Source organism: Streptomyces sp. URMC 124 (genome assembly GCF_051386455.1).
GTDB lineage: Bacteria > Actinomycetota > Actinomycetes > Streptomycetales > Streptomycetaceae > Streptomyces.
Genome location: NZ_JBPQTS010000042.1, coordinates 26,213 through 46,670 on the forward strand (window position 1 = coordinate 26,213; position 20,458 = coordinate 46,670).

A 20,458-nucleotide genomic window follows, 5' to 3' on the forward strand; every position below is an offset into this window, starting at 1 on the left:
AGTCGGGTGAGGACGGTAGTCGGGTGAGTCTGCAGACCGAGCCGAGTCCGTGGCGGGATTCCCGGTTCCGGGTGTTCGCGGCGGGGAACCTGGCCAACAACCTCGGCGAGGGCATGTACGGCTTCGCCCTGCCCCTGCTGGTCCTGAGCTACACGGGCTCCCTCGCGACGATGGCCCTGCTGGTCGCGGTGTCCCCGCTGGTGATCACCGTCGCGGGGCCGTTCCTCGGCCACGTGGTCGACCGCTACGGCTCACGCGTCCTGGTGGTGCCCGGACTGCTGCTGCAGCTCGGCGCTTCGCTGGCCCTCAACTTCGCGCTGCTGGGCGGGCCCGCGCCCGTGTGGAGCCTGTACGTGGCGGAGGCGCTCGTACAGATCGGGGCCGTCTCGTACCGGGCCGGCTGGCTGGCCGGGATCCCCGCCATGTTCCCGGACAGCACCGGGCGGTCCCGGGGATCGCTGACCGTGCTGTTCCAGACGAGCCTGATCCTCGGGCCGGCACTGGCCTCTCTGCTCGTCGGCCCGCTCGGCTACACCGGGCTGCTCTGGCTCAACAGCGCGACGTTCCTCGCACCGCTCCTCGTCTGGTTCCTCGGCGTGAACCCGGTGGCCGGGCAGCAGCGCTACCGCTCGGCCCCGGTCTCCCTCCTCGCATCGCTGCGCGCCGGGCTGCGCATCTTCTCCCGCGGGGAGAAGATGGGCACGCTGCTGCTCCTGATGGTCCCCGCGAGCTTCACCTTCTCGACCGGCACCACGGCGCTCTTCGTCTTCCTCGCCCGCGACGCGCTGGACGCGTCGCCGAGCTCCATCGGCGCCGCCCTGGCCGTGGCCAACGTCGGCGGGCTCACGGGAGCGCTGATCACGGCCGAGATCCCCCGCTGGAAGATCCGCACCGTCACCGTCCTGGGCCTGGCCAGCGCCGGCGGGGCCCTGCTGCTCATCGCCTCCGGCGTGGGCCTCGTGGCGGCGACGGCGGCCCTCACCCTCTTCTTCGTCTGCGAGAACGTCATCGCGGTGGCCACGGAGATGGAGATGTTCAGCTCCGTACCGCCCGAGCTGATCGGGCGTGCCACCGGGATGTGGCGGCTGGCGACCGGACTTCCGACCGCCGCTGCCCCCTCGGTGATCGCGTTCCTCGGCGGCTTCCTCGGGCCCCGGGCGATCTTCGTGGTGCTCGCGGTGGTCGCGGTCGTGCCGCTGGCCTGGCTGCTCAGCCACCGCTCGGCGCTGCGCTACGGGAATCCGGCCTCCGGGGCCCCCGCCGGACCGGCGGTGCCCGCGGAAAGCGACAACTCGGCGTGAAGCAGGGGGAGAGAGGAGCGACAGGCGGAGGGCCGGGGTCTCTCCGGCCCTCCGCCCGCACGCGGCCCTCCTGGCTCAGCCGGTCGTCTTGACGCACGTCCGGTCGCTCGCCGGAAGCTCGCCCGTGGCCAGGTAGGCGTTGACCTGCCGGTCCACGCAGGCGTTGCCGTATTCGAGGTAGACGCCGTGCTGGTTGGCGCCCTTAAGGGTGATGAGCTTGGAACCGGGCAGCATGCCGTGCAGCGCGCGCCCGCCTTCGTAGTCGGTGCGCGGGTCACCCGTGGCGGCCACGATCAGGGCCCGGGCGTCGTGCCGCACCCGCGTGGGCTCCTCGCGCGGGCGGTCCCAGAACGCGCACGGGCCGATGTTGTGGGCGAGCGGGGCGAGCAGCGGGTGCGCGGCACGGCTGCGCTCGATGTCGCGCCAGTAGACCTCCGGGTCGCGCGGGGCGGCCCCGTCCCCGCAGAGGATGGCCGTCTGCACGCTGCCGTAATGCGAATTCTGGCTGGTGAGCAGGTCCTTCAGGGTCTTCCTGACCGCGTCCGAGAGCCGGGCGGGCCTTCCCTCGGCCGCCTTGGCCAGCACGGAGACCTGCTCACCCAGCTCCGCCCGCGCGCTGTCGGTGTCCGACGAGAGCCCGGCGAAGATCAGGGTCGGGACCCGGGTGTCGTCGAGCCGGAAGACCTCGGGGGCCGTGCCGAGGGTCAGCCCGCGCGCGGACGCCTTGACGATGCGGTCGACGGTGGCGAGCACCTGGGCGCGGGTGCGGCCGAGGCCGTAGGCGTCGTGCCGCTTCGCCGCCCAGGCCGCCCAGTCCGCGAGCGCCTGCTCGTTCTCCTCCTGGACGCCCTGCAGCAGCCGGGGGTGGTAGCGGCGCGGGTCAAGCGCCCCGTCCAGGACCATCCGGTCGTAGCGGCCGGGGAACATCTGGGTGTAGACGGTCCCCAGATAAGTGCCGTACGAGTAGCCCAGGTAGGAGATCTTCCGTTCGCCGAGCGCGCCCCGGATGACGTCCATGTCGCGGGCCGTGTTGCGCGTGCTGACGTGCGGGAGCACGGAAGCGTTCGTGGCGCGGCACTTGGCGGCCAGGTCCTTGTGCAGGGCGACCTGCCGGTCGAAGCCTTCCCGGCCGAGGCCCGCCGAGAAGATGGAGGTGCCCACGGGCCAGTGGCAGTCGAGCGGGGTGCTGCGGCCGACGAAGCGCGGGTCCATGCCGATGAGGTCGAAGCGCGTACCGACGTCCTTCATCGCCTTGCGCATGTCCGGCGGATCCCCGAGCGCGGGCCCGCCCGGGCCCCCGAAGTTGAGGAGCAGGGGGCCCACGCGGCGGCGGGTGTCGGTGGCCTTGAGCCGGGATATCGCGACGGTGATCGTACGGCCCTTGGGGTCGGCGTAGTCGAGCGGCACGGTGACGTCCGCGCACTGTGCGCCGGCCTTGTCCAGGTCGTGGCCCGTGGTGTCGTCGGTCCCCTTGACGCAGCTGCGCCAGTCCGGCTTCTGCCGGTAGTAGCGGTCGAGACCGGGCCCGGGCGGTGTCGCTGCGGCCTGCGCCGCCGGGTCCGGGGCCGTGCCGGCGGAGGCGAAGGCCGCCGGCGTTGCGGTGAGACAGGCGGTGAGGGCGAGGCCGGCGGCCGCGGCGCGGCGCGCGGCGACGGAAGCGAGGACGGTCACGGGGTCTCCTTGGCGTGGCCGGAGGGATCGGTGCCGCCCCCGGGGCGGGGGCGGTCGGCGCAGAAAGCGGTGTTCACGGCGGACTGGAAGTCCTCCTCGGCCCGGTCGGTGCCGGGCACTTGGTTGAGGGCGAGGGACACGCTCCGGCCCCCGGGGCCGACAGCGCCCAGGGCCCGGTGGCCGCCGGGCACCGTCCCGCCGTGCCCCCACCACCAGCCGCCGCACTCCAGGGGAGAAGCGATCAGGCCCAGCCCGTAGCGGGCGCCGGGCCAGAGCCGGTCCGGGTCGGCCGGGACGGTGCGCTTCATCTCGGCGAGCCACCGGGCGGGCAGCAGCCTGCCGCCGAGCAGTGCGCCGTAGAACCGGTTGACGTCGGAAGGCGTCGAGATCAGCGCGCCGCCCGCGCCACCGAAGGTGACGTTCCACTCGGTGCCGTCGGCCCGGGGCGACGGCGTGCCGCCGGGTGCCGCGGGGCCCGTGAAGTAACTGCGCGAGTGCGGGCCCCGGATGCGCGTCTCGTCGCCGGGCCAGTACGTGTCGCGCAGGCCGAGCGGCCTCAGGATCCGGCGAGTCACCTCCGCCTCCACGCCGCGCCCGGTGACCTTCTCGACGACGAGCCCGGCGATGAGCGTGTTGGTCGTCGAGTAGTGCCACGTCTTGTCCGGGCGCGGAAGCCCGAGCGCCATGGCGATCAGCTCGCGGGTCTCGAAGTGGCGGTAGCGCCACTCCTTCACGGGCCGGTCCGCGATGGCTTCGACGTGGTCGCGTAGTCCGCTGGTGTGCTGGAGCAGCCGGCGCACGGTGATCGTGCGGCCGTCGTGGCCGTTGCCCCGGATCAGCCCCGGCAGATAGCGCTCGACCGGAGCGTCCAGCCCGATCCGGCCCTCCGCGGCGAGCTGCACGACGACCGTGGCGGTGAACGTCTTGCTGGCACTGCCGATCCGCAGCCGGTCCTGCGCGTTCATCGGGCGGCCGGTGCCCAGGTCGGCCACGCCCCGGGCGGTGCTCCACGTCCCGCAGCGCCCGTCGGTCACTTCGGCGGCCGCTCCCGGTAAGCCGTGGCGGCGCGTGAGCGTGTCCAGGGAACGGCCGAGCGCCTGGCGCACGGTGTCGCACCCGGCGGAGGAACCGGGGCGGACCGGTGTGCCGGACGTGGTCCGGACCGCGCCGGCCGAGGGAGCCGTGAGCGCCAGGACGACCGCTGCCGCGGCGCTCGCCGCCGCGCCACGCCTGCCCCGGCGCCCGGCCGAAGAGGGGCTTCTCTGGCTGTGCCGTACGCGTGTCATACACGAAAACGCTAGTGAGGCGCCCGCCTCCGATCACTCCGGCAGGCCCCCGTATTGCTGCGGGGGCCTGCTCCACCGCAGGCCGTGCTCTTCGGGTTACCGCGCTCTTCGGGGCTACCGCGCAGCGATCAAGGCGGCGACGCCGTCCAGGATGCGTTCCAGACCGAAGCCGAGCGGGTCATGACCGGTGCCGGTGCCCGGGCCGGTGTCGCCGTCGCCGTCGCCGTCGGCGTCGCGGGGAGCGAAGGCTCCCGCGGCGATGGCGGCGGTCAGGGCCGGGTAGCGGTGGCCGTGGCGTTCCAGTACGCCGGCGGCGAGCCGGTCCCATTCCTCGTTGCCGGCTGCGTCGGCGTCGACGAGCTGCTGGGCGAGGTTGCGGATGTGCCCGATGACCAGCAGGACGACGTCGTGCTGCTGAGCGGCGGGCAGCCCGGAGGGCGCCAGGGCGGCGAAGGCGGCGTCGAGCCAGGCCAGTTGACGGGGTCCCATGAGCTGCCGGCGCATCGCGGTGGCGGTGAGGATCCAGGGGTGGCGTCGGTAGAGCGCCCAGCACTGGTGGGCCCATGCGGTCATCCGGGGGCGCCAGCCGTCCGGGGCGGCGGTGACGGCCGGGGGCGTGCCGAGGGCGGCGTCGACCATCAGGTCGATCAGTTCGGCCTTGCCCGGGACGTAGCGGTACAGCGCCATCGTGGTGACGTCGAGCTCCGCGGCGACGCGCTGCATGGAGACCGCGTCCAGGCCTTCGGCGTCGGCGATCGCGATGGCGCCGGTGACGATGCGCTCGGCGGTCAGCGAGGGCTTGGGGCCGCGGCGCGGCGGTGCCTGCTCTCCCCACAGCAGCGCCAGGCTCGCCTTCGCGTCGCGCTTCTTGTCTCTGCTTCCGGCCATGTCGGCCCCCTCCCGGACGGTATCCGGCTCCCGTTCCCATGACGGCCGTTGACCGCCCTCTCAGAACTGTGTATAACATAAACGCAACTGCGTACGAGATACGCAGTTCCAGATTCCCCGAGGGAGCACCTGTGATCAGCATCGTCGTCATGACATCCGTCGCCGCCCTTGCCGCGCCCGTGGCCGGTGCACTGGCCCACCGGCGGCTCCAGCAGGCCCGCAACGCCCGCCTGATGCGGATCGACGCCCCGAACGGCATCGACGAGCAGGGCTTCGTCCGCATCGGCGGGATCGACCAGTGGATCTCGATCCGCGGCGAGGACCTGAACAACCCCGTGATGCTGGAGCTCCACGGCGGCCCCGGTGCCTCCCACTCCATCTACGGGCCGCGCACCCGCTCCTGGGAGAAGCACTTCACGATCGTCCGCTGGGACATGCGCGGCACGGGCAAGACCCTCGGCCGCACCGGCGCCGACGGCCAGGGCGAGATCACGTTCACCCGCATGTACGAGGACGCGCTCGAGGTCACGTGGCACGTCCGCACCCGGCTCGGCGCCGACCGGGTCGTCCTGGTGGCCAGCTCCTTCGGCAGCGTCTTCGGCCTGCGCCTGGCCCGCCGGCACCCCGAGCTCTACGCGGCCTACGTCGGCACCGACCAGAACCTCCACGGCGGCGGCCGCGACGACTTTGCCCACCGCGCGCTCCTGGCACGGCTGCGCGCGGCGGGCAAGCGCAAGGAGGCCGACACCGTGGAGGGGATGGGTCCCGACGCCCGCGCCCGGACCGCCGAGCAGCACGCCGCCTACGCCAAGATCACTGCCGGTAGCGAGCCGCTGACCCTCGCCACCATGAAGAGCGTGGTCATGAAGTCGCTCTGGTCCTCCCCGCTGCACTCACTGCGCGAACTGGGCGACCTCGCCAAGGGCATGAAGCTTTCCGCGGGCATCGTGCCCGAGACGGCCGCCTTCGACGACTGGGCCGACGGCACCCGCTTCGACCTGCCCTTCTTCGTCTTCCAGGGCGACCGGGACCCGTTCACCCCGCCGGAGCGCGCGCAGCGCTTCGTCGACGCCGTGCAGGCCCCGGTCAAGGACTTCGCGCTGATCGAGGACGCCGGCCACTTCGCCTCCTTCCGTCACCCGGACCGGTTCCTGGACCTCATGCTGACCAAGGTCCGGCCCGTCGTCGCCGCGCAGGCGGATGCGTCACCGGCTGGATGCGCGAGCCGGTGAACTCCCGGGCCCTGAGGCCCCCCGGGAGTTCACCGGCCCCGTGGCCCTCAGGGCCACGGGTAGCCGAGTGCCTCGGCCGAGGCGCGGCTGCCGCCCCTGACCTCCGCGTAGCCCTTCGGGTCCTCCGTCGAGAGACGGTGCAGCGCCGCCTCGGCCCGCTCCTCCGGCGGCGTGCCGTCGTCCGGGAACTCCCGGACGAACTGCAGCGAAGGACCGTCCTTGTCCTCGCGCCCGGCAGCGATCCCCGGCCGGAACGTGAACGACACCTCGATCGTGTCCGGCTCGGCGAAGTGCGTGGAGACCCAGTCGAGGCGGGCGTCCCACCGGGCCAGGATGCCCGGCCGGTCGCGCAACGCCGTACGGATGAGGCGCGCCGTGTTCCGGGCCGGCCACGCCCACGAGCGGTCGCTCTCCGCGCGGGCGATCTCGGCGTCGTAGGCGCCCGCGTCGAAGCGGTACTCGGGGAGCCCGGGCGCGGGACGCCCGGCCGGCAGGGTGAGCGGGCGGCGCCAGTCGCGCCACACCACGTGCTCCCCCTCGCGGTGGATGGTGACGTAGAGCGCGCCGCAGCAGCCCTCGGTGCAGTAGGCCTCGGCGAGTTGCACTTCCCGGGGCTCGGCCGTGGCCCGCAGGCGGCCGGTGTCGAGCAGGTGCTCCGGGGGGTTGGCGGGACCGCGGCCGAAGACCTCGGGCACCAGGGGACGGCCGTCGACCAGCAGCCGTGTCTCGACGCTCTCCGGGTTCGCGGGGTCGCGTACGACGACCTCGACGCGCAGTCTGCCCGGGGCGTCCGGGCGGCTGAAGGGCTGCCGCGCCGAGCGCCGCATCCAGTGGATCCGGCGGCGCTCGGCGGGGTCACCGGGTTCGCCGGCCGGTACGGCGGCCCAGGCAGGGGCCGTCAGTACGGATTCCAGGGTGCTCAGGAGCGCCTCGCGCTGCCCGGGGCGCCAGCCGAGGAGGACACCGGGACCGCTGTGCAGGTCGAGGGCGACGGAGAGCAGGATCGCGTAGTGGTCGAGGCCGGGGTCCAGCTGTGAGGCGCGGGTGACGAAGGCTTCGTACGCGTTGACTGCGCGGTCGTAGGCGAGGATCTCGGACCGGTAGTCGTCCGCCCGCGTCATCCTGCACAGCAGGCGCCCGGCCTGGGCCAGGGTGGCGGCGTCGACGGGGTCGTCACCGATGATGTCGTCGAGCATGACGGCCTCCGCGATTCGGCGGGCGGTTTGCGACCCCACGGCACGGGGGTCGAGGGGGATGGTCAGCAGCCCGGCGCGGGCCGCCCGTTCGTCGCGGGCGAGGAGGGCGTCGACCAGGCGGCGCACCTCCCGGCCCTCGGTGAAGCGGCTCAGCCACACGAGGGCGGCGGCCGGGCAGTCGATGGCGGTGAGGGCCGTGACGACCGGGCGCGTGAACGTCCTGAAGAGGCCGAGGGCCATGAGGCAGGGGACGTCCTCCGGCTCGCCGAGGCGTGCCAGGAGGTCGAGGCCGATGCTCACGACCGGTGCGCTCGTGCCCGTACGGACCAGGTGGCGGCCGAGGGCGCGGGCGGCCGCTTCGTCCTCCAGCGGGACATCGGTGAGGATGCCCCGGACATGGGTGACCCGGGCATCCAGTTCGTGAAGACGGCGGTGCACTTCGCCCGCGGCGCGGAGCGCATCGCGGTCGGTCAGCAGCGGGAGGACCGTGGCGGTCACGGCTGCCCGGGTTTCCGTCCATGCGGGACTGCCGGGGTTGCCGGGACTGCCGGGGTTCTGAGAGGGGGCCGGGGGCGCCGGGGTGCCTGTGCCCGGTTCCGGGTCCGGCAGGCGGAAGCCGCTCCGAGGCGGGCGGCCGTCGGGTTCTGCGTCCCGCAGGCGCAGGGCGTAGGCGTACAGGGAGATCCGAGGGGGGAGCGCGGCGCGCTCTTCCTGGGGGCTCACCAGGCGGGGTGGGACTCGATTCCGTAGGTCATGCCCAAGATCCTGCCAGCCCCGCGACGCCCCCGGCCAGGGGTTTTCGCGGGGCCGGCGGCGGCCCCGCGCGACGTTCCGGACCGGGGCACCACTTCCTACGAGCCCGTCCGCCCCTTACCCGTCCCCGGGATCCCCCGCGCCCTCCGGCCCGTCCCCCACGACGTTGGCCAGTTGCACGGTCTTCCAGCAGGGGGAGCACAGGTCCAGCCAACGCGGGCCGTGAGCCTCGGAGTTGACGACGACGGTGCACCGGGAGGGCTGCCCGCAGCCGAGGCACAGGTGCCGTCCCTCGCGCACCCGGAGGCGGAGATCCGATTCATCCGCTTCGGTGGGCGCGCCCGGCAGCAGTGTGGGCTCGGCGGCGATGAGATGGAGCAGCCCCACGGCGGCTTCGGTGTTCACCGTTCGCCCCGGGCCGTCGTGTGCCCGCCACGCCGTCGGCGCGACCGCGCCGCACCGCCTCGCTGCCTCAGCACCCTCGGCTCCTCACTCGCTGCTCCCGCCGCCGACTCGCGGCGGTTCCTCCGCCCGGCGACGGTAAGCCGGGCCTGCCCAGGATGCCACTCTTCACAAGGTGAACACACGCCGCTGACCCTTCCCTGTAAGTAATTGATGTCTTGAACCTTTCGGCCTGCGGAACCCTTGCCTCGCCGTGATGCGCGGTAGTAGCTTCCTATTGAAATGATCTTGAACGCCGCTCGGTGGCGACGGGAGAAGCCCCGCGCGCCCGCGCCACGGCGCGCGACCGCCGCACCGCCGCCGATCCCGCCGAGCCGAGCTCGAAAGAGAGATTCGCCGCATGGTGTACGCGTCCCGCAGCCAGACCTGGCAGGTGCGGAGTCAGCAGTCCATCGCCTACGAGATCGTCGAGACGCGAGGCCTCCTCGACCCCCGCAACGACAGCCTCTTAGCCGTCCCGGGCGGCGGCAGCACGGCCGGCACCCGCCTGGTGGTCCTCGACCACAGCATCGACGCCCTCTACGGCACCCGCATCCGCGACTACTTCGCACACCACGGCGCCGCGGTCGAGTACCTGACGATCCAGGGCGCCGAGGAGAACAAGAACATCGAGCAGGTGATGCAGGTCGCCGACAAGCTGAACGAGGTCGGCACGCACCGCCTGAGCAGCCCGCCCCTGGTCATCGGCGGCGGCGTGGTGGCCGACGTGGTGGGCCTGGCGGCGAGCCTGTACCGGCGCGGCATACCGTACGTCCGCGTCCCCACCACCCTCCTGGCCCAGGTCGACGTGAGCGTCGCGGCCAAGACCGGCATCAACTACGGCGGTTACCGCAACCGCCTGGGCAGCTACAGCCCGCCTCCCCGCACGCTCATCGACCGCGAGTTCCTCGCCACGGTCCCGGAGCGGGAGCTGAGGAACGGCATGGGCGAGATCTTCAAGATGGCCCTCATCAAGGACCGCCGCCTCTTCGAGCTCCTGGAGACGTACGGCGCGGCGCTGATCAGCGCGCGCTTCCAGGACCCGGCCGCCGGTGACGACGGCGTGGAGGGCGTGGCCGGCGAGATCGCCGACGAGGTGATCGGGCGCGCGATCGCGGGCATGGCCGAGGAACTCGAGCCCAACCTCTGGGAGAAGAACCTCGAGCGCTCGGTCGACTACGGCCACTCCTTCTCCCCCCTGGTGGAGATGCGCGCCATCCCCGAACTCCTCCACGGCGAGGCCGTGGCCATGGACTGTGTGTTCTCCGCGGTGATCGCCGCGCACCGCGAGCTGATCGGCGCCGAGGACCTCCGGCGCATCGTCGCCGCCGCGCGCCGCCTCGGACTGGCCCCCTCCCACCCCCTCTTCTGCGACACGGACCTGGTCCTCGAAGCCCTGGAGGACACCGTCCGCCACCGCGACGGCCGGCAGAACCTCCCCATGCTGACCGGCATCGGCGAGGTCCGCTTCCTCAACGACGTGACACACGTGGAGATCAAGCAGGCGTGCGACGCCATGGCGGACCTGCTCGACGCCGCCCCCGCCGCCGTCCGGGGCAGCCGGTGAGCGACGAGCGCGTCGTCCTCGTCACGGGGGCCGGCGCCGGCATCGGACGGGAAGCCGCGGCGGCGTTCGCGGAAGCGGGCATGACCGTCGTCCTCGCCTCCCGCAACGAAGAGCGCGGCCTGCGAGCCGCCGAAGAGATCCGGGCCGGGGGAGGGAAGGCGCGGTTCTTCCGCTGCGACGTCACCCAAGCCGAGGACGTACGCGACCTGTTCGCCCGCATCACCGAGACGTACGGCCGCCTGGACCACGCCTTCAACAACGCCGGCGTGCCCGGTGACGGACGCCTCGCCGACGTGTCGGAGGAGGACTTCGACCGCGCGTTCGCCGTCAACACCCGGGGCCTGTGGCTCTGCCTGCGCGAGGAACTGCGGCTGATGGCGGCCCAGGGCCACGGAAGCATCGTGAACAACACCTCGGTCCACGGTCTGCGGACCGTCTTCCCCGGCATCGGGGCGTACGTGGCGTCCAAGCACGCCGCCGTGGCCCTGACGCGCGTCGCGGCGCTGGAACACGCCCGCGACGGCGTACGGGTCAACGCGCTGGCCCCCGGCCCGATCGAGACCGAGATGCTCGCCGCCTCCGAGGCGGCCGTGGGCGGGGCGACCACCTGGCGGGGCCTGATCCCCTCGGGTGAGATCGGCACCCCGCGGCAGGTCGCCGACGTGGCGATGTGGCTGTTCTCGCCCGCGTCCTCCTACGTCAACGGCCAGACCATCGGCGTCGACGGCGGCTTCCTGGCGGTCTGATCCGCCGGCACGCGCCCACGTTCATCTTTGTTCCCCCCAACGGAAGTGGCTCCCTTTGAAAACCGATGGTGCCCCCGGTGCCGATGGCACCCGTGACACTTATGACGTGATCGTCGTCGGCGCAGGCGCAGCCGGAAGCATCGTCGCGGCCCGGCTGAGCGAGCAGCGCGACAGGTCGGTCCTGCTCCTGGAAGCGGGCCCGGCCGACGACGACCCGAGAATCTCCCGCCCCGCGTCCTGGCCGTTCCTGCTGGGCGGCGAACTGGACTGGAAGTACCGCACCGTTCCGCAGGCCGCGCTCGGCGGCCGCCGCCTCGCCTGGCCCCGCGGCCGCGTCGTCGGCGGATCCGGAGCCGTCAACGCCATGGTGCACGTCCGCGGCGCGGCCTCCGACTTCGACGCGTGGGCCCGCTGGGGCGGCGCGATGTGGGACGCGCAGCACGTCATGCCGTACCTCGAAGCCCTGGAGGGCCCGGCGGACGCGCCGCAGTACGGGCGGATCCCCGTCGCGGAGAACACCGCCCCGCACCCCTTCGCGGCCGCGTTCGTCGCGGCGGCGGAGAAGTACGGCCTGCCGTCGAATCCCGACTTCAACTCGGGAGTGCAGGAAGGCGCGGGGCTCTACCGCACCACCCGCACCGCCCCCGCGGACGCCACGGCCGCCCGCCGCGGCAACACCGCGCACACCCACCTCCGCCCGGCCCTCGACCGCCCCAACCTCACCCTCCTGACCGGCGCCACGGTCACCGGCGTCGAGGCCGGCCACGGGCGGGCCACGGGCGTACGGATCCTGCGCGAGGGCCGGATCACCACCGTGCGCTGCGCCGGCGAAGTCATCCTGTGCGGCGGCGCCGTCGCCAGCCCCCAGCTGCTCCTGCTCAGCGGCATCGGCCCGGCGGCCGCACTGGGCGCGCTGGACATCCCCGTCGTCGCCGACCTGCCGGGCGTCGGCGCCAACCTCCACGACCACGTCCAGGTCTCCCTCGCCTACGACACCACCGAGGGGCACCCCGTCGCGGACTTCTCCAACCTCGGCGAGGCGGGCGGGTTCGTGACGATCCACCCCGGCTCCCCGGCCCCGGACGTCCAGCTGTCCTTCGCCCCCATGAAGGATTTGAACAACGGCTCCGCGCTCGGTCACGGCTTCACCATCGGGCCGGGCGTCACCCGCCCCCGCAGCCGCGGCAGCCTCACCCTGGCCTCCGCCGACCCCACGGCCCACCCGCTGATCGACCCCCGCTACCTCTCCGACCCGCACGACGTCGACACCCTGGTGGAAGGCGTGCGCATCGCCCGCGACATCGCGGCGACGGCCCCGCTGTCGGACGTCGCCGCCGGCGGCCCGCTGGGCCCGTCCGCCACGCGCCGCGAGCTGGAGGACTTCGTCCGGGCCCACGCCCAGACGCAGTTCCACCCCGTCGGCACCTGCCGGTTCGGGCAGGAGGCGGACGGCATGGCGGTCGTCGGCCCGCGCCTGGACGTCAGGGGTGTCGCCGGGCTGCGCGTCGCGGACGCCTCGGTCATCCCGAACGTGATCACCGGAAACATCCACGCCGCCGTGGCCGCAGTGGCCGAGCGCGCGGCGGAGTTCGTACAGGAGGACCTGGCATGAGCAACGCACCCACCCCCGTGCCCGCCCTGCGCTGGGGCGTCCTCGGCGCCACGTCCTACATCGCCACGCACCTCATGCCGGCCGTCGCCGCGACCCCCGGCTGCGAGCTCACCGCCGTCGCCAGCCGCCCCGGGCGCACCGAGCGGGCCGCGGCGGCGGGCGAGCCGTTCGGCGCCACCGCCCACCCCGGCTACGCGTCCCTCCTCGCCGACCCCGCCGTCGACGCGGTCTACGTCGCCCTGCCCAACACCGACCACGTCGAGTGGACCGTACGGGCCCTGGAAGCGGGCAAGCACGTCCTGGTCGAGAAGCCCATGGCCATGGACGAGAAGGGCTGCGCGCGCATCGAGGCGGCCGCGGAGGCCTCCTCCCGCACCGTGATGGAAGCGTTCATGTACCGCTTCCACCCGCAGCAGGCGCGCGCCGCCGAGCTGCTCGCCTCCGGCGCCATCGGCGAACTGCGCGTCGTGCGCGCGTCGTTCGCCTTCGCCATCGAGAGCGGAAGCGGCAACATCCGCCTCGACCCGGCGCTCGGCGGCGGCGCCACCTGGGACGTCGGCTGCTACGCGATCGACGTGCCCCTGTACTTCTTCGCGCAGGCGCCCGAGCGCGTCTCGGCCCGCTTCAGCCGGCGGCCCGCCGCCGAGGTGGACACCAGCGCGGTGGCGACCATGGACTTCGGCCGGGGCCGCAGCGCCGTCGTCGACTACAGCATCGACTACGGTCCCCGCGCCTGGTACGAGCTCCAGGGCACCCACGGGACCATCACCGTGCGGAACGCCTGGGCCATGAGCGGGGAGGACGGCGTCCTCACCGTGCTCACCGCGGACGGCGTCCGCGAGGAGACGGTGCCCGCCGCCAACCACTACCAACTGCAGGTGGCCCACTTCGCCGAAGCCGTACGCACCGGCTCGGGCGTACGCGTCCCGCTCGCGGACTCCCGGCGGACGGCCCGCGTGGGGGAGTCCCTCGTGGCGTCCGCGGCGGCGGACGGCGCACCGGTGTCCTGCGGTGACGGAAGCCCGGCTCCGCAGTGACCCGAACGCATGTCCGGCCATCGGCGCTGCGGGCCTTCACGGTGCTGCTGACCTCACTCGGAGGGCTCCTCTTCGGCTACGGCACGGGAGTCATCGCAGGAGCCCTCCCGATGGTCTCCGGCACCTACGACCTGTCGTCGTGGGCCCAGGGCGCGGCGGTGTCCGCCGCCCTGCTGGGCGCGGCGCTGACCGCCCCCACCAGCGGCCGGCTCGCCGACCGCCTCGGCCGACGGCCGGTCCTGGGCGGCGCCACCGCCTTCTACGCCGCGGGCACGCTGCTGTCCGCGACCGCGGAGGGCACGGCATCGCTGCTCGCCGGACGGCTGCTGGTGGGGCTCGCGCTGGGGGCAACGTCGTTCGCCGTCCCGCTGTACATCTCGGAGATCGCCCCGCCGGCCCGCCGCGGTGCGCTGGTGACGCTCAATCAACTGATGATCACCGTGGGCCTGTTGCTGTCCTACGTCGCGGCGTACGTACTGGAGCCCTCCGGCAACTGGCGCGCCATGTTCGCGCTCGGCGCCGCCCCCGCCCTGGTGCTGCTGGCCGGGCTCCCCTTCGTCCCCGAGTCCCCGGAGTGGCTCCGCAGCCGCGGGCGGACGGACCGTGCGGCGCGCGAGGCGCACCGCCTGGGCCTGCCGGTGCGTGCCGCGGACGACGCCCCGTCCGCCGCCCCGGGGCTGAGCCTGCGGGCGGCCGCGGCGCACGCCGGGCCGCGGTGGGTGGCGCTGGGCCTGGCCATCGCCGTCCTCGTCCACCTCACCGGACTGAACACGGCCATCTACTACGCCCCCACCATCCTCGCCGACAGCGGCCTGACGCCCGGCGGAGGCGTCGCGGGATCGGTGCTCGTGGGCACCTGCAACGTCCTGGCGACCGTCTTCACCATCGTCTTCCTCGACCGGTGGGGGCGCAGGCCCCTCATGGTCGGGGGACTGGCGGTGATGGCCGCCGCGGCCGTGGCGATCGCCGCCGTCCAGAGCCTCGGCGACCCGGGCGTGGCCACGGCTGTCCTGCTGTGCCTGTTCATCACGGCCGGAGCCGTCGGCCCGGCCGCCGTGTTCTGGGTCTACATCGCCGAGATCTACCCCGCCCGCGCGCGGGGCGCCCTCATGAGCCTGGCCACGGCGGCGCACTGGGGCGCGGACTTCGTCGTGGCCACGACGTTCCTGCCGCTGGTGCAGGGGCTGTCGCTCGAAGGGGCCTTCCTCGTCTACGCGGTGATCACCGCCGCCTCGGCCGTGGGGCTGGGCACGTGGATGCAGGAGACGAAGTCGGCCTCCAAGGCCGCCCGCGTGGCCGCGCCCCCTGCCGTCCCGGCCACCGGCCCTCCCGCCGCCCCTGCCGCTCCCGCTCTTCCCGTCCTCCCCGTCCTTCCCGACCATCCGCCGGAAACAGAGAGGTGATGTCCCCATGCACCCCGACCTCGCACCCCGCAGCGCCGCCTGCCTGCTCTTCGACTGGGACGGCACCCTGGTGGACAGCCAGTACGCCAACTACCGTGCCATGGCCGCCGCCCTGCGGCAGGAGGGCGTCGAGCTCGCACAGGAGTGGTTCGACGCCCGGACCGGCCTGTCCTCGGCCGAGATGATCCGCACGCTGCTCGACGAGCGCGGACTGGAGCTCGGCCGCCCCGTCGAGGAGGTCGTCGCGGCACGTGACGACCTGTTCCTCGAAGAGGCCCACACCGTACGCCCGCACGAGGCCGTCCTGGCCGTGGTGGAGGCCATGCGGCACCGCCTCCCGATGGCGGTGGCCTCGGGCGGGGCCCGGCACATCATCGAGACCACCTTGAAGCACCAGCCGTTCCACGACGCCTTCCAGGCCCTCGTCACGCGCGACGACGTCGAGCGCGGCAAGCCCGCCCCCGACATCTTCCTGGCCGCGGCCGAGGCGCTCGGCGCGCACCCCTCGCGCTGCCTGGTCTACGAGGACAGCGACGAGGGCGTCGCCGCGGCGCACGCGGCGGGCATGCCGGTGATCGACGTGAGGCCGTTCACGCGTCGCTGACCTCTGCGGACGACGCCGCGTGCCCGGCCTGCTGGGCCGGGATGCGGCGGACGCACTCAATGAGGTAGTCACCGCTGTCCGGGTCGAGGGTGACGCCGTGGGCCTCGCTGTGGAAGCCGGGGAAGCTCCGGTCGAAGGACTCCAGGGCCTGCAGGTAGCGCAGCAGCGGGCCGTCCGGCGCGCCGGTGTTCTCGCCGGGCATGAGGACGGGGATGCCGGGCGGGGTGACGGTCACCATGGCGGCGGCCACCCGGTCCGCCGCCTCGGCCAGCCGCACCCGCTCGGTTCCGCCGCGGATGAGGCGCTGGTAGCAGTGCTGGGGCGGGGTGACGGGCTCGGGCAGGTCCTGGAAGGCGGTGTCGAGCAGGTCGACCAGGTCCGTCTCGCGCAGGTGCTCGTGCATCTCCTGGCACAGCCCGCCCAGGGTCCCGCCCGCGTAGCGCTGCGGGTACGCCTCGACCAGCTCCGGCAGGACGCGCTCCAGCGGCGCGTCCTCGTCGTAGAGCGCCTTGAAGTCCATCAGCGCGTCCATGAGGGTGCCCCACTTGCCCTTGGTGATCCCCATGGAGAACAGGATGAGCGTGGTGTAGCTGTCGGTCTTCTCCACCACGATGTTCCTGGTGGCCAGGTAGGCGGTCAGGACGCGGGCCGGGATGCCCCGGTCGGACATCCGCCCCGAGGCGTCGATGCCCGGGCAGGTGAGGGTCACCTTGACGGGGTCGAGGAGGCAGTAGCCCTCCGTCAGGCCGGGGAAGCCGTGCCACGCGGCGCCGGGCTCCAGCTGCCAGCAGGACGGCTCGGTGCGCAGCAGCTCGGCGGGGGCGTCGGCGAAGGGCACCTGCTCGCCGGTGGCGGGGTCGGTCACCGTCTCCGGCTGCCAGACGCCGAAGAACCAGCCGGGCCGGTCACCGGCGGCCGCGATGCGCCGGCCGATGCGGACGACCGTCTGACGGAAGCGGACGGCCTCGGCCACCGCCTCGTCGATCAGCCAGCGGCCCTGCGGCCCGTCCATCATGGCGGCGGCCACGTCCAGGGAGGCGATCATCGGGTACAGCGGCGAAGTGGTGCCGTGCATCATGAACGCCTCGTTGAAGCGCTCGTGCTCCACCGGCGCCCGGGGCGCGGGCTTGACGTGCACCATCGCCGACTGCGACAGCGCCGCCAGAAGTTTGTGGGTGGACTGGGTGGAGAAGACCGTGGGCCGTTCCGGCTCGGGGAAGGTGTCCGGGCCCACCGCCATGCCGTAGCGCCCGGCGTACAGGGGGTGGAACCGGGCGTAGGCGAACCATGCCTCGTCGAAGTGCAGCCGCGGCGTGCTGGGCGCGAGGGCCCGGGCCACCTGCAGCGCGTCGTAACACAGGCCGTCGTAGGTGGAGTTGGTGAGCACCGCGTACTGGGCGTCGGGGGAGAGGGCGCCCCGGGTCAGTGGATTGCGGGCGATCCGGGCGGCGACCGACCGGGCCTCGACCTCGGCCGGCGGCAGCGGGCCCGCCAGCCCGTAGCCATTGCGCGTCGGCACCAGGTAGACAGGTCGCGCGCCCGACAGCACCAGGCCGTGCAGGACCGACTTGTGGCAGTTGCGGTCCACCAGGGCGATCTCGTCGCGCGTGACGCTGAAGTGACCCACCATGCGGTCGCAGGTGGAGTCGCCGTGCAGGACGAAGTAGGTGCGGTCGGCCCCGAAGATGCGGGCGGCGTTGCGCTCCGCCGCGCCGACCGGGCCGGTGTGCTCGAAGAGCGAACCCAGCTCCTCGACCGAGATCGACAGGTCGCTGCGCAGCAGCCGCTCCCCGAAGTGGTCGTAGAAGGCCCGGCCGACCGGGGACTTCAGGAAGGCGACGCCGCCGGAGTGGGCCGGAGTGTGCCACGAGTACTCGTGCGTGTCGTCGAACAGGCGCAGCGCCTTGAAGAACGGCGGCAGCAGGTCCTCCTGGTAGCCGCGGGCGGCCCGTGCGATCCGCCCGGCGATGAAGGGCGCGGTGTCCTCCAGGGGCCAGATGTAGCCGACGACGGTCTCCGCCACCCACAGCGGCAGGTGGTCGAGGTCCTCGCTCGCCGTGATCAGGAAGACCGGAAGGCCCTGGAAGCGCCGCCCCACTTGGCGCAGGACCCCGGCGCCGCCCGGCTCGCCGCCTTCCGCGCCGCTTTCCTTTCCGTCCCCCGTGCCGTCCTCCCCGTAGCCCTCGGGGAGCCCCCAGTCGACGACGGCCGCCGCCAGCCCGGCCTCGGTGCGCAGCACCGCCCGGGCGTCGTCGCTCGTGGAAGCCCAGCGCACCTCGTATCCGGACGCCTCCAACTCGCCGCGGATCCTGCGCAGTTGCTCGGCGCCGGTGCCGCCGCCCCCCGAGCCCTCCCGCACTGCGAACAGAACCGTCCCGTCTGCCATGACGCCCCCCTGCTGTTGTGGTGCTGCGGCATCTGCTGCAGCGTCCGACGAGGTAAGCGCGAGAACACGGGCACGAGAGCCGCGACCGGGCGGAAACCACTCCGACGGGGGAAACGGAGGCACGGCAGCGAGCCTCGGGGGTGCCGGGAGACGGGCCCGTGGCCGGGGCCACCCCCCACTCGGCACCCTGCCGGATGGCAGTTGTGGGGCAACCGACCGCCGGACAAGATCGAATCGTGGATACCGACATGAAGAGCAAGGCGCTCCGGCGCACCACGACGGCCGTCGTCGGCGCCGCAACGGCCGCCGCCGTCCTGGCCACGTTCGCGCCGGCCGCCCAGGCCGCGGAGCCCGTCAAGAAGAGCACCGCCGAGGCCGCGCAGAAGGCCCGGTACACCGACGAGGAGATCGTCGGCCTGTTCACCCTCGGCTCCGGCCGCGCGGCGACCGAGCACCCCGAGCTCCTCAAGAAGTTCGGCATACCCCGGCAGAACGTGGACGCCGCCCGCGTGGCGAGTCTGACGACCGCGCTGCGCAAGGCCGACCCGGCCTTCCGGCAGGTGGTCACGGAGAACGTGCAGAGCGGCAACCCCTACAAGGTGGAGAAGGCCCTCACCACCCTGTCCGCCGACGTGCAGGCCGTGAGCAACGGCAAGGGCAACCGCGCCGACGCCGTGGCGCTGGGCTCCTGGTGGTTCAAGACCCAGCAGGCCGTCGTGCAGACCGGCACCGTCGCCACGACCGTCGCCGCGGTCGCCGAGGTCGGCGTGGTCTTCGTGGTCGCCTACCGCTCCGCGGACGACACCTCGCAGTTCACCAAGCAGGCCATGGCGGCCTCGGTGGCTCGCGCTCTGTAAACCATGCTCCAGCACGACTCCTCACAGGACACCGGCTGCCGGACCGCGGACGACGCGGCCCGGCAGCGGGCTGCCTTCACCAGAACCTTCGCGGCCCTGATGGCCGTCATGGCCGCCTCCGTCTACTTCGCCCTGCCGAACAACGTCACCACCCCGTCCTGGGCGCCCACCGCCAAGTTCTACTCCTCGGCCTTCGTCCCGCAGGGCTGGGCCTTCTTCACCAAGTCGCCGCAGAGCGAGCAGATGGGCGCCTACCGGCCGCACGGCGACGACGCGCCCGGCAACCTCTCCCTGACCCCGCAGGGGAAGGCCTCCAACCTCTTCGGCCTCTCCCGCCGCCAGCGCGCCCAAGGCCCCGAAGAGGCGCTCCTCAACGCCTCGGTGCCCGGCTGGGATCCCTGCCAGGACACGAACGACGCGTGCCTGCGCGCCGCCGCGGCCCGCCCGGCCCACGCCGTGACCAACACCTCGCCCCAGCCCACCCTCTGCGGTGACGTCGTCATGACCAACGAGCGCCCCGTGCCCTGGGCCTACCGCGACCTCTCGCCCGAGACGTCGCACATCACCCGCACCGTGCACCTGAGGATCACCTGCCATGGCTGACCGGCCCGCCTCGGCCCTGGACCGGGCCCTGAGCCGCTTCGACCCCCGGACCCGCTGGTTCGGCTGGGGCCGCACCCTCATCGCCACGGCGCACCTGGTCACCCTGATCCTCACCCCCACGGCCGCGCTGCTGCACCCGCTCCTCAACGAGGCCCCGTACCCCCACTGCCAGAAGGCCCTGGCCGTATCCGCCTATTGCGTGGGCGGCGACGCGGTGAGCCAGGAGTGGCGCCGCTGGATCATGGTCGCCCTGCTGGCCGTCGTCGCCAGCGGCTACCGCCCGCGCTGGACGGTGTGGATCCACGCCTGGCTGCTGTACTCGATCGGCGTCAGCATCGCCCTGCCCGACGGCGGAGAGGCCATCGCCCGCATCGCCGGCCTGCTGCTGATCCCCATGGGCATGGCCGACGACCGGCGCTGGCACTGGCAACGCCCCCGGGCGCCGATCGGAGCGACCGCACGCGGCACCGCCTTCGCGGCGCTGTGGGCCCTGCGCATCCAGCTGGTGATCCTTTACGTGCAGAGCGGCGTCAGCAAGTTCGGGGTGCCGGACTGGCTCAACGGATCCGCCGAGTACTACATCCTGCGGGACCCCGTTTTCGGGGCCGCCGAGCCGCTCACCGGCCCGGCTCACCGGCTTTCCGATCACGGTCTTACCCTGGGAGTACTGACCTGGGGAGGGATCGTCATCGAGTTGGTGATCGCGGCGTTCCTGCTGGGCCCCGAGCGGTGGCGCAAGGCCGCCTTCGGGCTCGACGTCCTCCTCCACGCGAGCATCATCGCGACCATCGGGCTCTGGAGCTTCAGCCTCATCATGATCGGATGTGCCGCGGTCGCCGCCGCCCCCCACCGCGCCCCTCTGGCCACCCCCTCCG

The 20,458-nt window shown here is 73.2% G+C and carries 17 protein-coding genes; 11 read left to right on the top strand and 6 right to left on the bottom strand.

Features of this window, described 5'->3' with window-relative positions; all coding sequences use genetic code 11:
• Positions 1-23: 23 nt before the first annotated feature.
• A complete protein-coding gene (locus tag ACSNOG_RS11890; protein WP_436752568.1) occupies positions 24-1,301 on the top strand; it encodes an MFS transporter in 1,278 nt (425 codons plus the stop codon).
• A gap of 75 nt (positions 1,302-1,376) precedes the next feature.
• Here ACSNOG_RS11890 and ACSNOG_RS11895 read toward each other — a convergent pair whose 3' ends face one another.
• The 3 genes from ACSNOG_RS11895 to ACSNOG_RS11905 form a co-directional block, all read right to left on the bottom strand.
• Positions 1,377-2,972 carry an alpha/beta hydrolase gene (locus ACSNOG_RS11895; protein WP_436752569.1) on the bottom strand — a complete coding sequence of 532 codons (1,596 nt, stop codon included), beginning with the start codon at positions 2,970-2,972 and terminating at the stop codon, positions 1,377-1,379.
• Positions 2,969-4,078, bottom strand: a complete 1,110-nt coding sequence (locus ACSNOG_RS11900; RefSeq protein ID WP_436752570.1) for a serine hydrolase domain-containing protein — start codon at positions 4,076-4,078, stop codon at positions 2,969-2,971. Before ACSNOG_RS11900 ends, ACSNOG_RS11895 begins: the two co-directional genes overlap by 4 nt.
• Positions 4,079-4,372: 294 nt before the next feature.
• On the bottom strand, positions 4,373-5,146 hold the full coding sequence (locus ACSNOG_RS11905) for a TetR/AcrR family transcriptional regulator (protein ID WP_436752571.1): 774 nt from the start codon (positions 5,144-5,146) through the stop codon (positions 4,373-4,375).
• 131 nt (positions 5,147-5,277) lie between these two features.
• Between ACSNOG_RS11905 and ACSNOG_RS11910 the strand changes: the two genes are divergently transcribed.
• Positions 5,278-6,378 (top strand): alpha/beta fold hydrolase, encoded by a 1,101-nt coding sequence (locus ACSNOG_RS11910; RefSeq protein WP_436752572.1) that lies wholly within the window; start codon positions 5,278-5,280, stop codon positions 6,376-6,378.
• A 47-nt stretch (positions 6,379-6,425) separates the two neighbouring features.
• Here ACSNOG_RS11910 and ACSNOG_RS11915 read toward each other — a convergent pair whose 3' ends face one another.
• Together ACSNOG_RS11915 and ACSNOG_RS11920 are read right to left on the bottom strand one after the other, a co-directional pair.
• Positions 6,426-8,072: a hypothetical protein gene (locus ACSNOG_RS11915; RefSeq protein WP_436752573.1), complete on the bottom strand. Its 1,647-nt coding sequence runs from the start codon at positions 8,070-8,072 to the stop codon at positions 6,426-6,428.
• Positions 8,073-8,444: 372 nt separating this feature from the next.
• Positions 8,445-8,732, bottom strand: coding sequence for a hypothetical protein (locus ACSNOG_RS11920; RefSeq protein ID WP_436752574.1), 288 nt, complete (start codon positions 8,730-8,732; stop codon positions 8,445-8,447).
• Positions 8,733-9,129: 397 nt separating this feature from the next.
• On the opposite strand from ACSNOG_RS11920, the gene ACSNOG_RS11925 reads away from it, so the two are divergent.
• From ACSNOG_RS11925 to ACSNOG_RS11950, 6 genes are all read left to right on the top strand, one after another.
• On the top strand, positions 9,130-10,335 hold the full coding sequence (locus ACSNOG_RS11925; protein WP_436752575.1) for a sedoheptulose 7-phosphate cyclase: 1,206 nt from the start codon (positions 9,130-9,132) through the stop codon (positions 10,333-10,335).
• Positions 10,332-11,081, top strand: coding sequence for an SDR family NAD(P)-dependent oxidoreductase (locus ACSNOG_RS11930; RefSeq protein WP_436752576.1), 750 nt, complete (start codon positions 10,332-10,334; stop codon positions 11,079-11,081). Before ACSNOG_RS11925 ends, ACSNOG_RS11930 begins: the two co-directional genes overlap by 4 nt.
• 106 nt (positions 11,082-11,187) lie before the next feature.
• Positions 11,188-12,693: a GMC family oxidoreductase gene (locus tag ACSNOG_RS11935; RefSeq protein ID WP_436752577.1), complete on the top strand. Its 1,506-nt coding sequence runs from the start codon at positions 11,188-11,190 to the stop codon at positions 12,691-12,693.
• Positions 12,690-13,730: a Gfo/Idh/MocA family protein gene (locus ACSNOG_RS11940; protein WP_436752578.1), complete on the top strand. Its 1,041-nt coding sequence runs from the start codon at positions 12,690-12,692 to the stop codon at positions 13,728-13,730. Before ACSNOG_RS11935 ends, ACSNOG_RS11940 begins: the two co-directional genes overlap by 4 nt.
• Positions 13,727-15,133 carry a sugar porter family MFS transporter gene (locus ACSNOG_RS11945; protein WP_436752579.1) on the top strand — a complete coding sequence of 469 codons (1,407 nt, stop codon included), beginning with the start codon at positions 13,727-13,729 and terminating at the stop codon, positions 15,131-15,133. Before ACSNOG_RS11940 ends, ACSNOG_RS11945 begins: the two co-directional genes overlap by 4 nt.
• Before the next feature lie 7 nt (positions 15,134-15,140).
• Positions 15,141-15,737 carry an HAD family hydrolase gene (locus ACSNOG_RS11950; protein ID WP_436752580.1) on the top strand — a complete coding sequence of 199 codons (597 nt, stop codon included), beginning with the start codon at positions 15,141-15,143 and terminating at the stop codon, positions 15,735-15,737.
• On the opposite strand, the gene ACSNOG_RS11955 is transcribed toward ACSNOG_RS11950, so the two are convergent.
• Positions 15,724-18,123 (bottom strand): Orn/Lys/Arg decarboxylase N-terminal domain-containing protein, encoded by a 2,400-nt coding sequence (locus ACSNOG_RS11955; RefSeq protein ID WP_436752581.1) that lies wholly within the window; start codon positions 18,121-18,123, stop codon positions 15,724-15,726. The genes ACSNOG_RS11950 and ACSNOG_RS11955 overlap by 14 nt on opposite strands.
• 236 nt (positions 18,124-18,359) lie before the next feature.
• On the opposite strand from ACSNOG_RS11955, the gene ACSNOG_RS11960 reads away from it, so the two are divergent.
• The 3 genes from ACSNOG_RS11960 to ACSNOG_RS11970 all read left to right on the top strand — a co-directional run.
• On the top strand, positions 18,360-18,980 hold the full coding sequence (locus ACSNOG_RS11960) for a hypothetical protein (RefSeq protein ID WP_436752582.1): 621 nt from the start codon (positions 18,360-18,362) through the stop codon (positions 18,978-18,980).
• A 3-nt stretch (positions 18,981-18,983) separates the two neighbouring features.
• Positions 18,984-19,583 (top strand): SdpA family antimicrobial peptide system protein, encoded by a 600-nt coding sequence (locus tag ACSNOG_RS11965; RefSeq protein ID WP_436752583.1) that lies wholly within the window; start codon positions 18,984-18,986, stop codon positions 19,581-19,583.
• Positions 19,576-20,458: sporulation-delaying protein SdpB family protein (locus ACSNOG_RS11970; protein WP_436752584.1), on the top strand; the 883-nt coding region annotated here is incomplete at its 3' end. The genes ACSNOG_RS11965 and ACSNOG_RS11970, both read left to right, overlap by 8 nt.

What these genes read in the sequence shown, in the direction of transcription:
- ACSNOG_RS11965 (WP_436752583.1), top strand. Translation starts at nt 18,984, where the DNA reads ATGCTCCAGCACGACTCCTCACAGGACACCGGCTGCCGGACCGCGGAC.
- ACSNOG_RS11905 (WP_436752571.1), bottom strand. Translation starts at nt 5,146, where the DNA reads ATGGCCGGAAGCAGAGACAAGAAGCGCGACGCGAAGGCGAGCCTGGCG.
- ACSNOG_RS11940 (WP_436752578.1), top strand. Translation starts at nt 12,690, where the DNA reads ATGAGCAACGCACCCACCCCCGTGCCCGCCCTGCGCTGGGGCGTCCTC.
- ACSNOG_RS11925 (WP_436752575.1), top strand. Translation starts at nt 9,130, where the DNA reads ATGGTGTACGCGTCCCGCAGCCAGACCTGGCAGGTGCGGAGTCAGCAG.
- ACSNOG_RS11950 (WP_436752580.1), top strand. Translation starts at nt 15,141, where the DNA reads ATGCACCCCGACCTCGCACCCCGCAGCGCCGCCTGCCTGCTCTTCGAC.
- ACSNOG_RS11955 (WP_436752581.1), bottom strand. Translation starts at nt 18,123, where the DNA reads ATGGCAGACGGGACGGTTCTGTTCGCAGTGCGGGAGGGCTCGGGGGGC.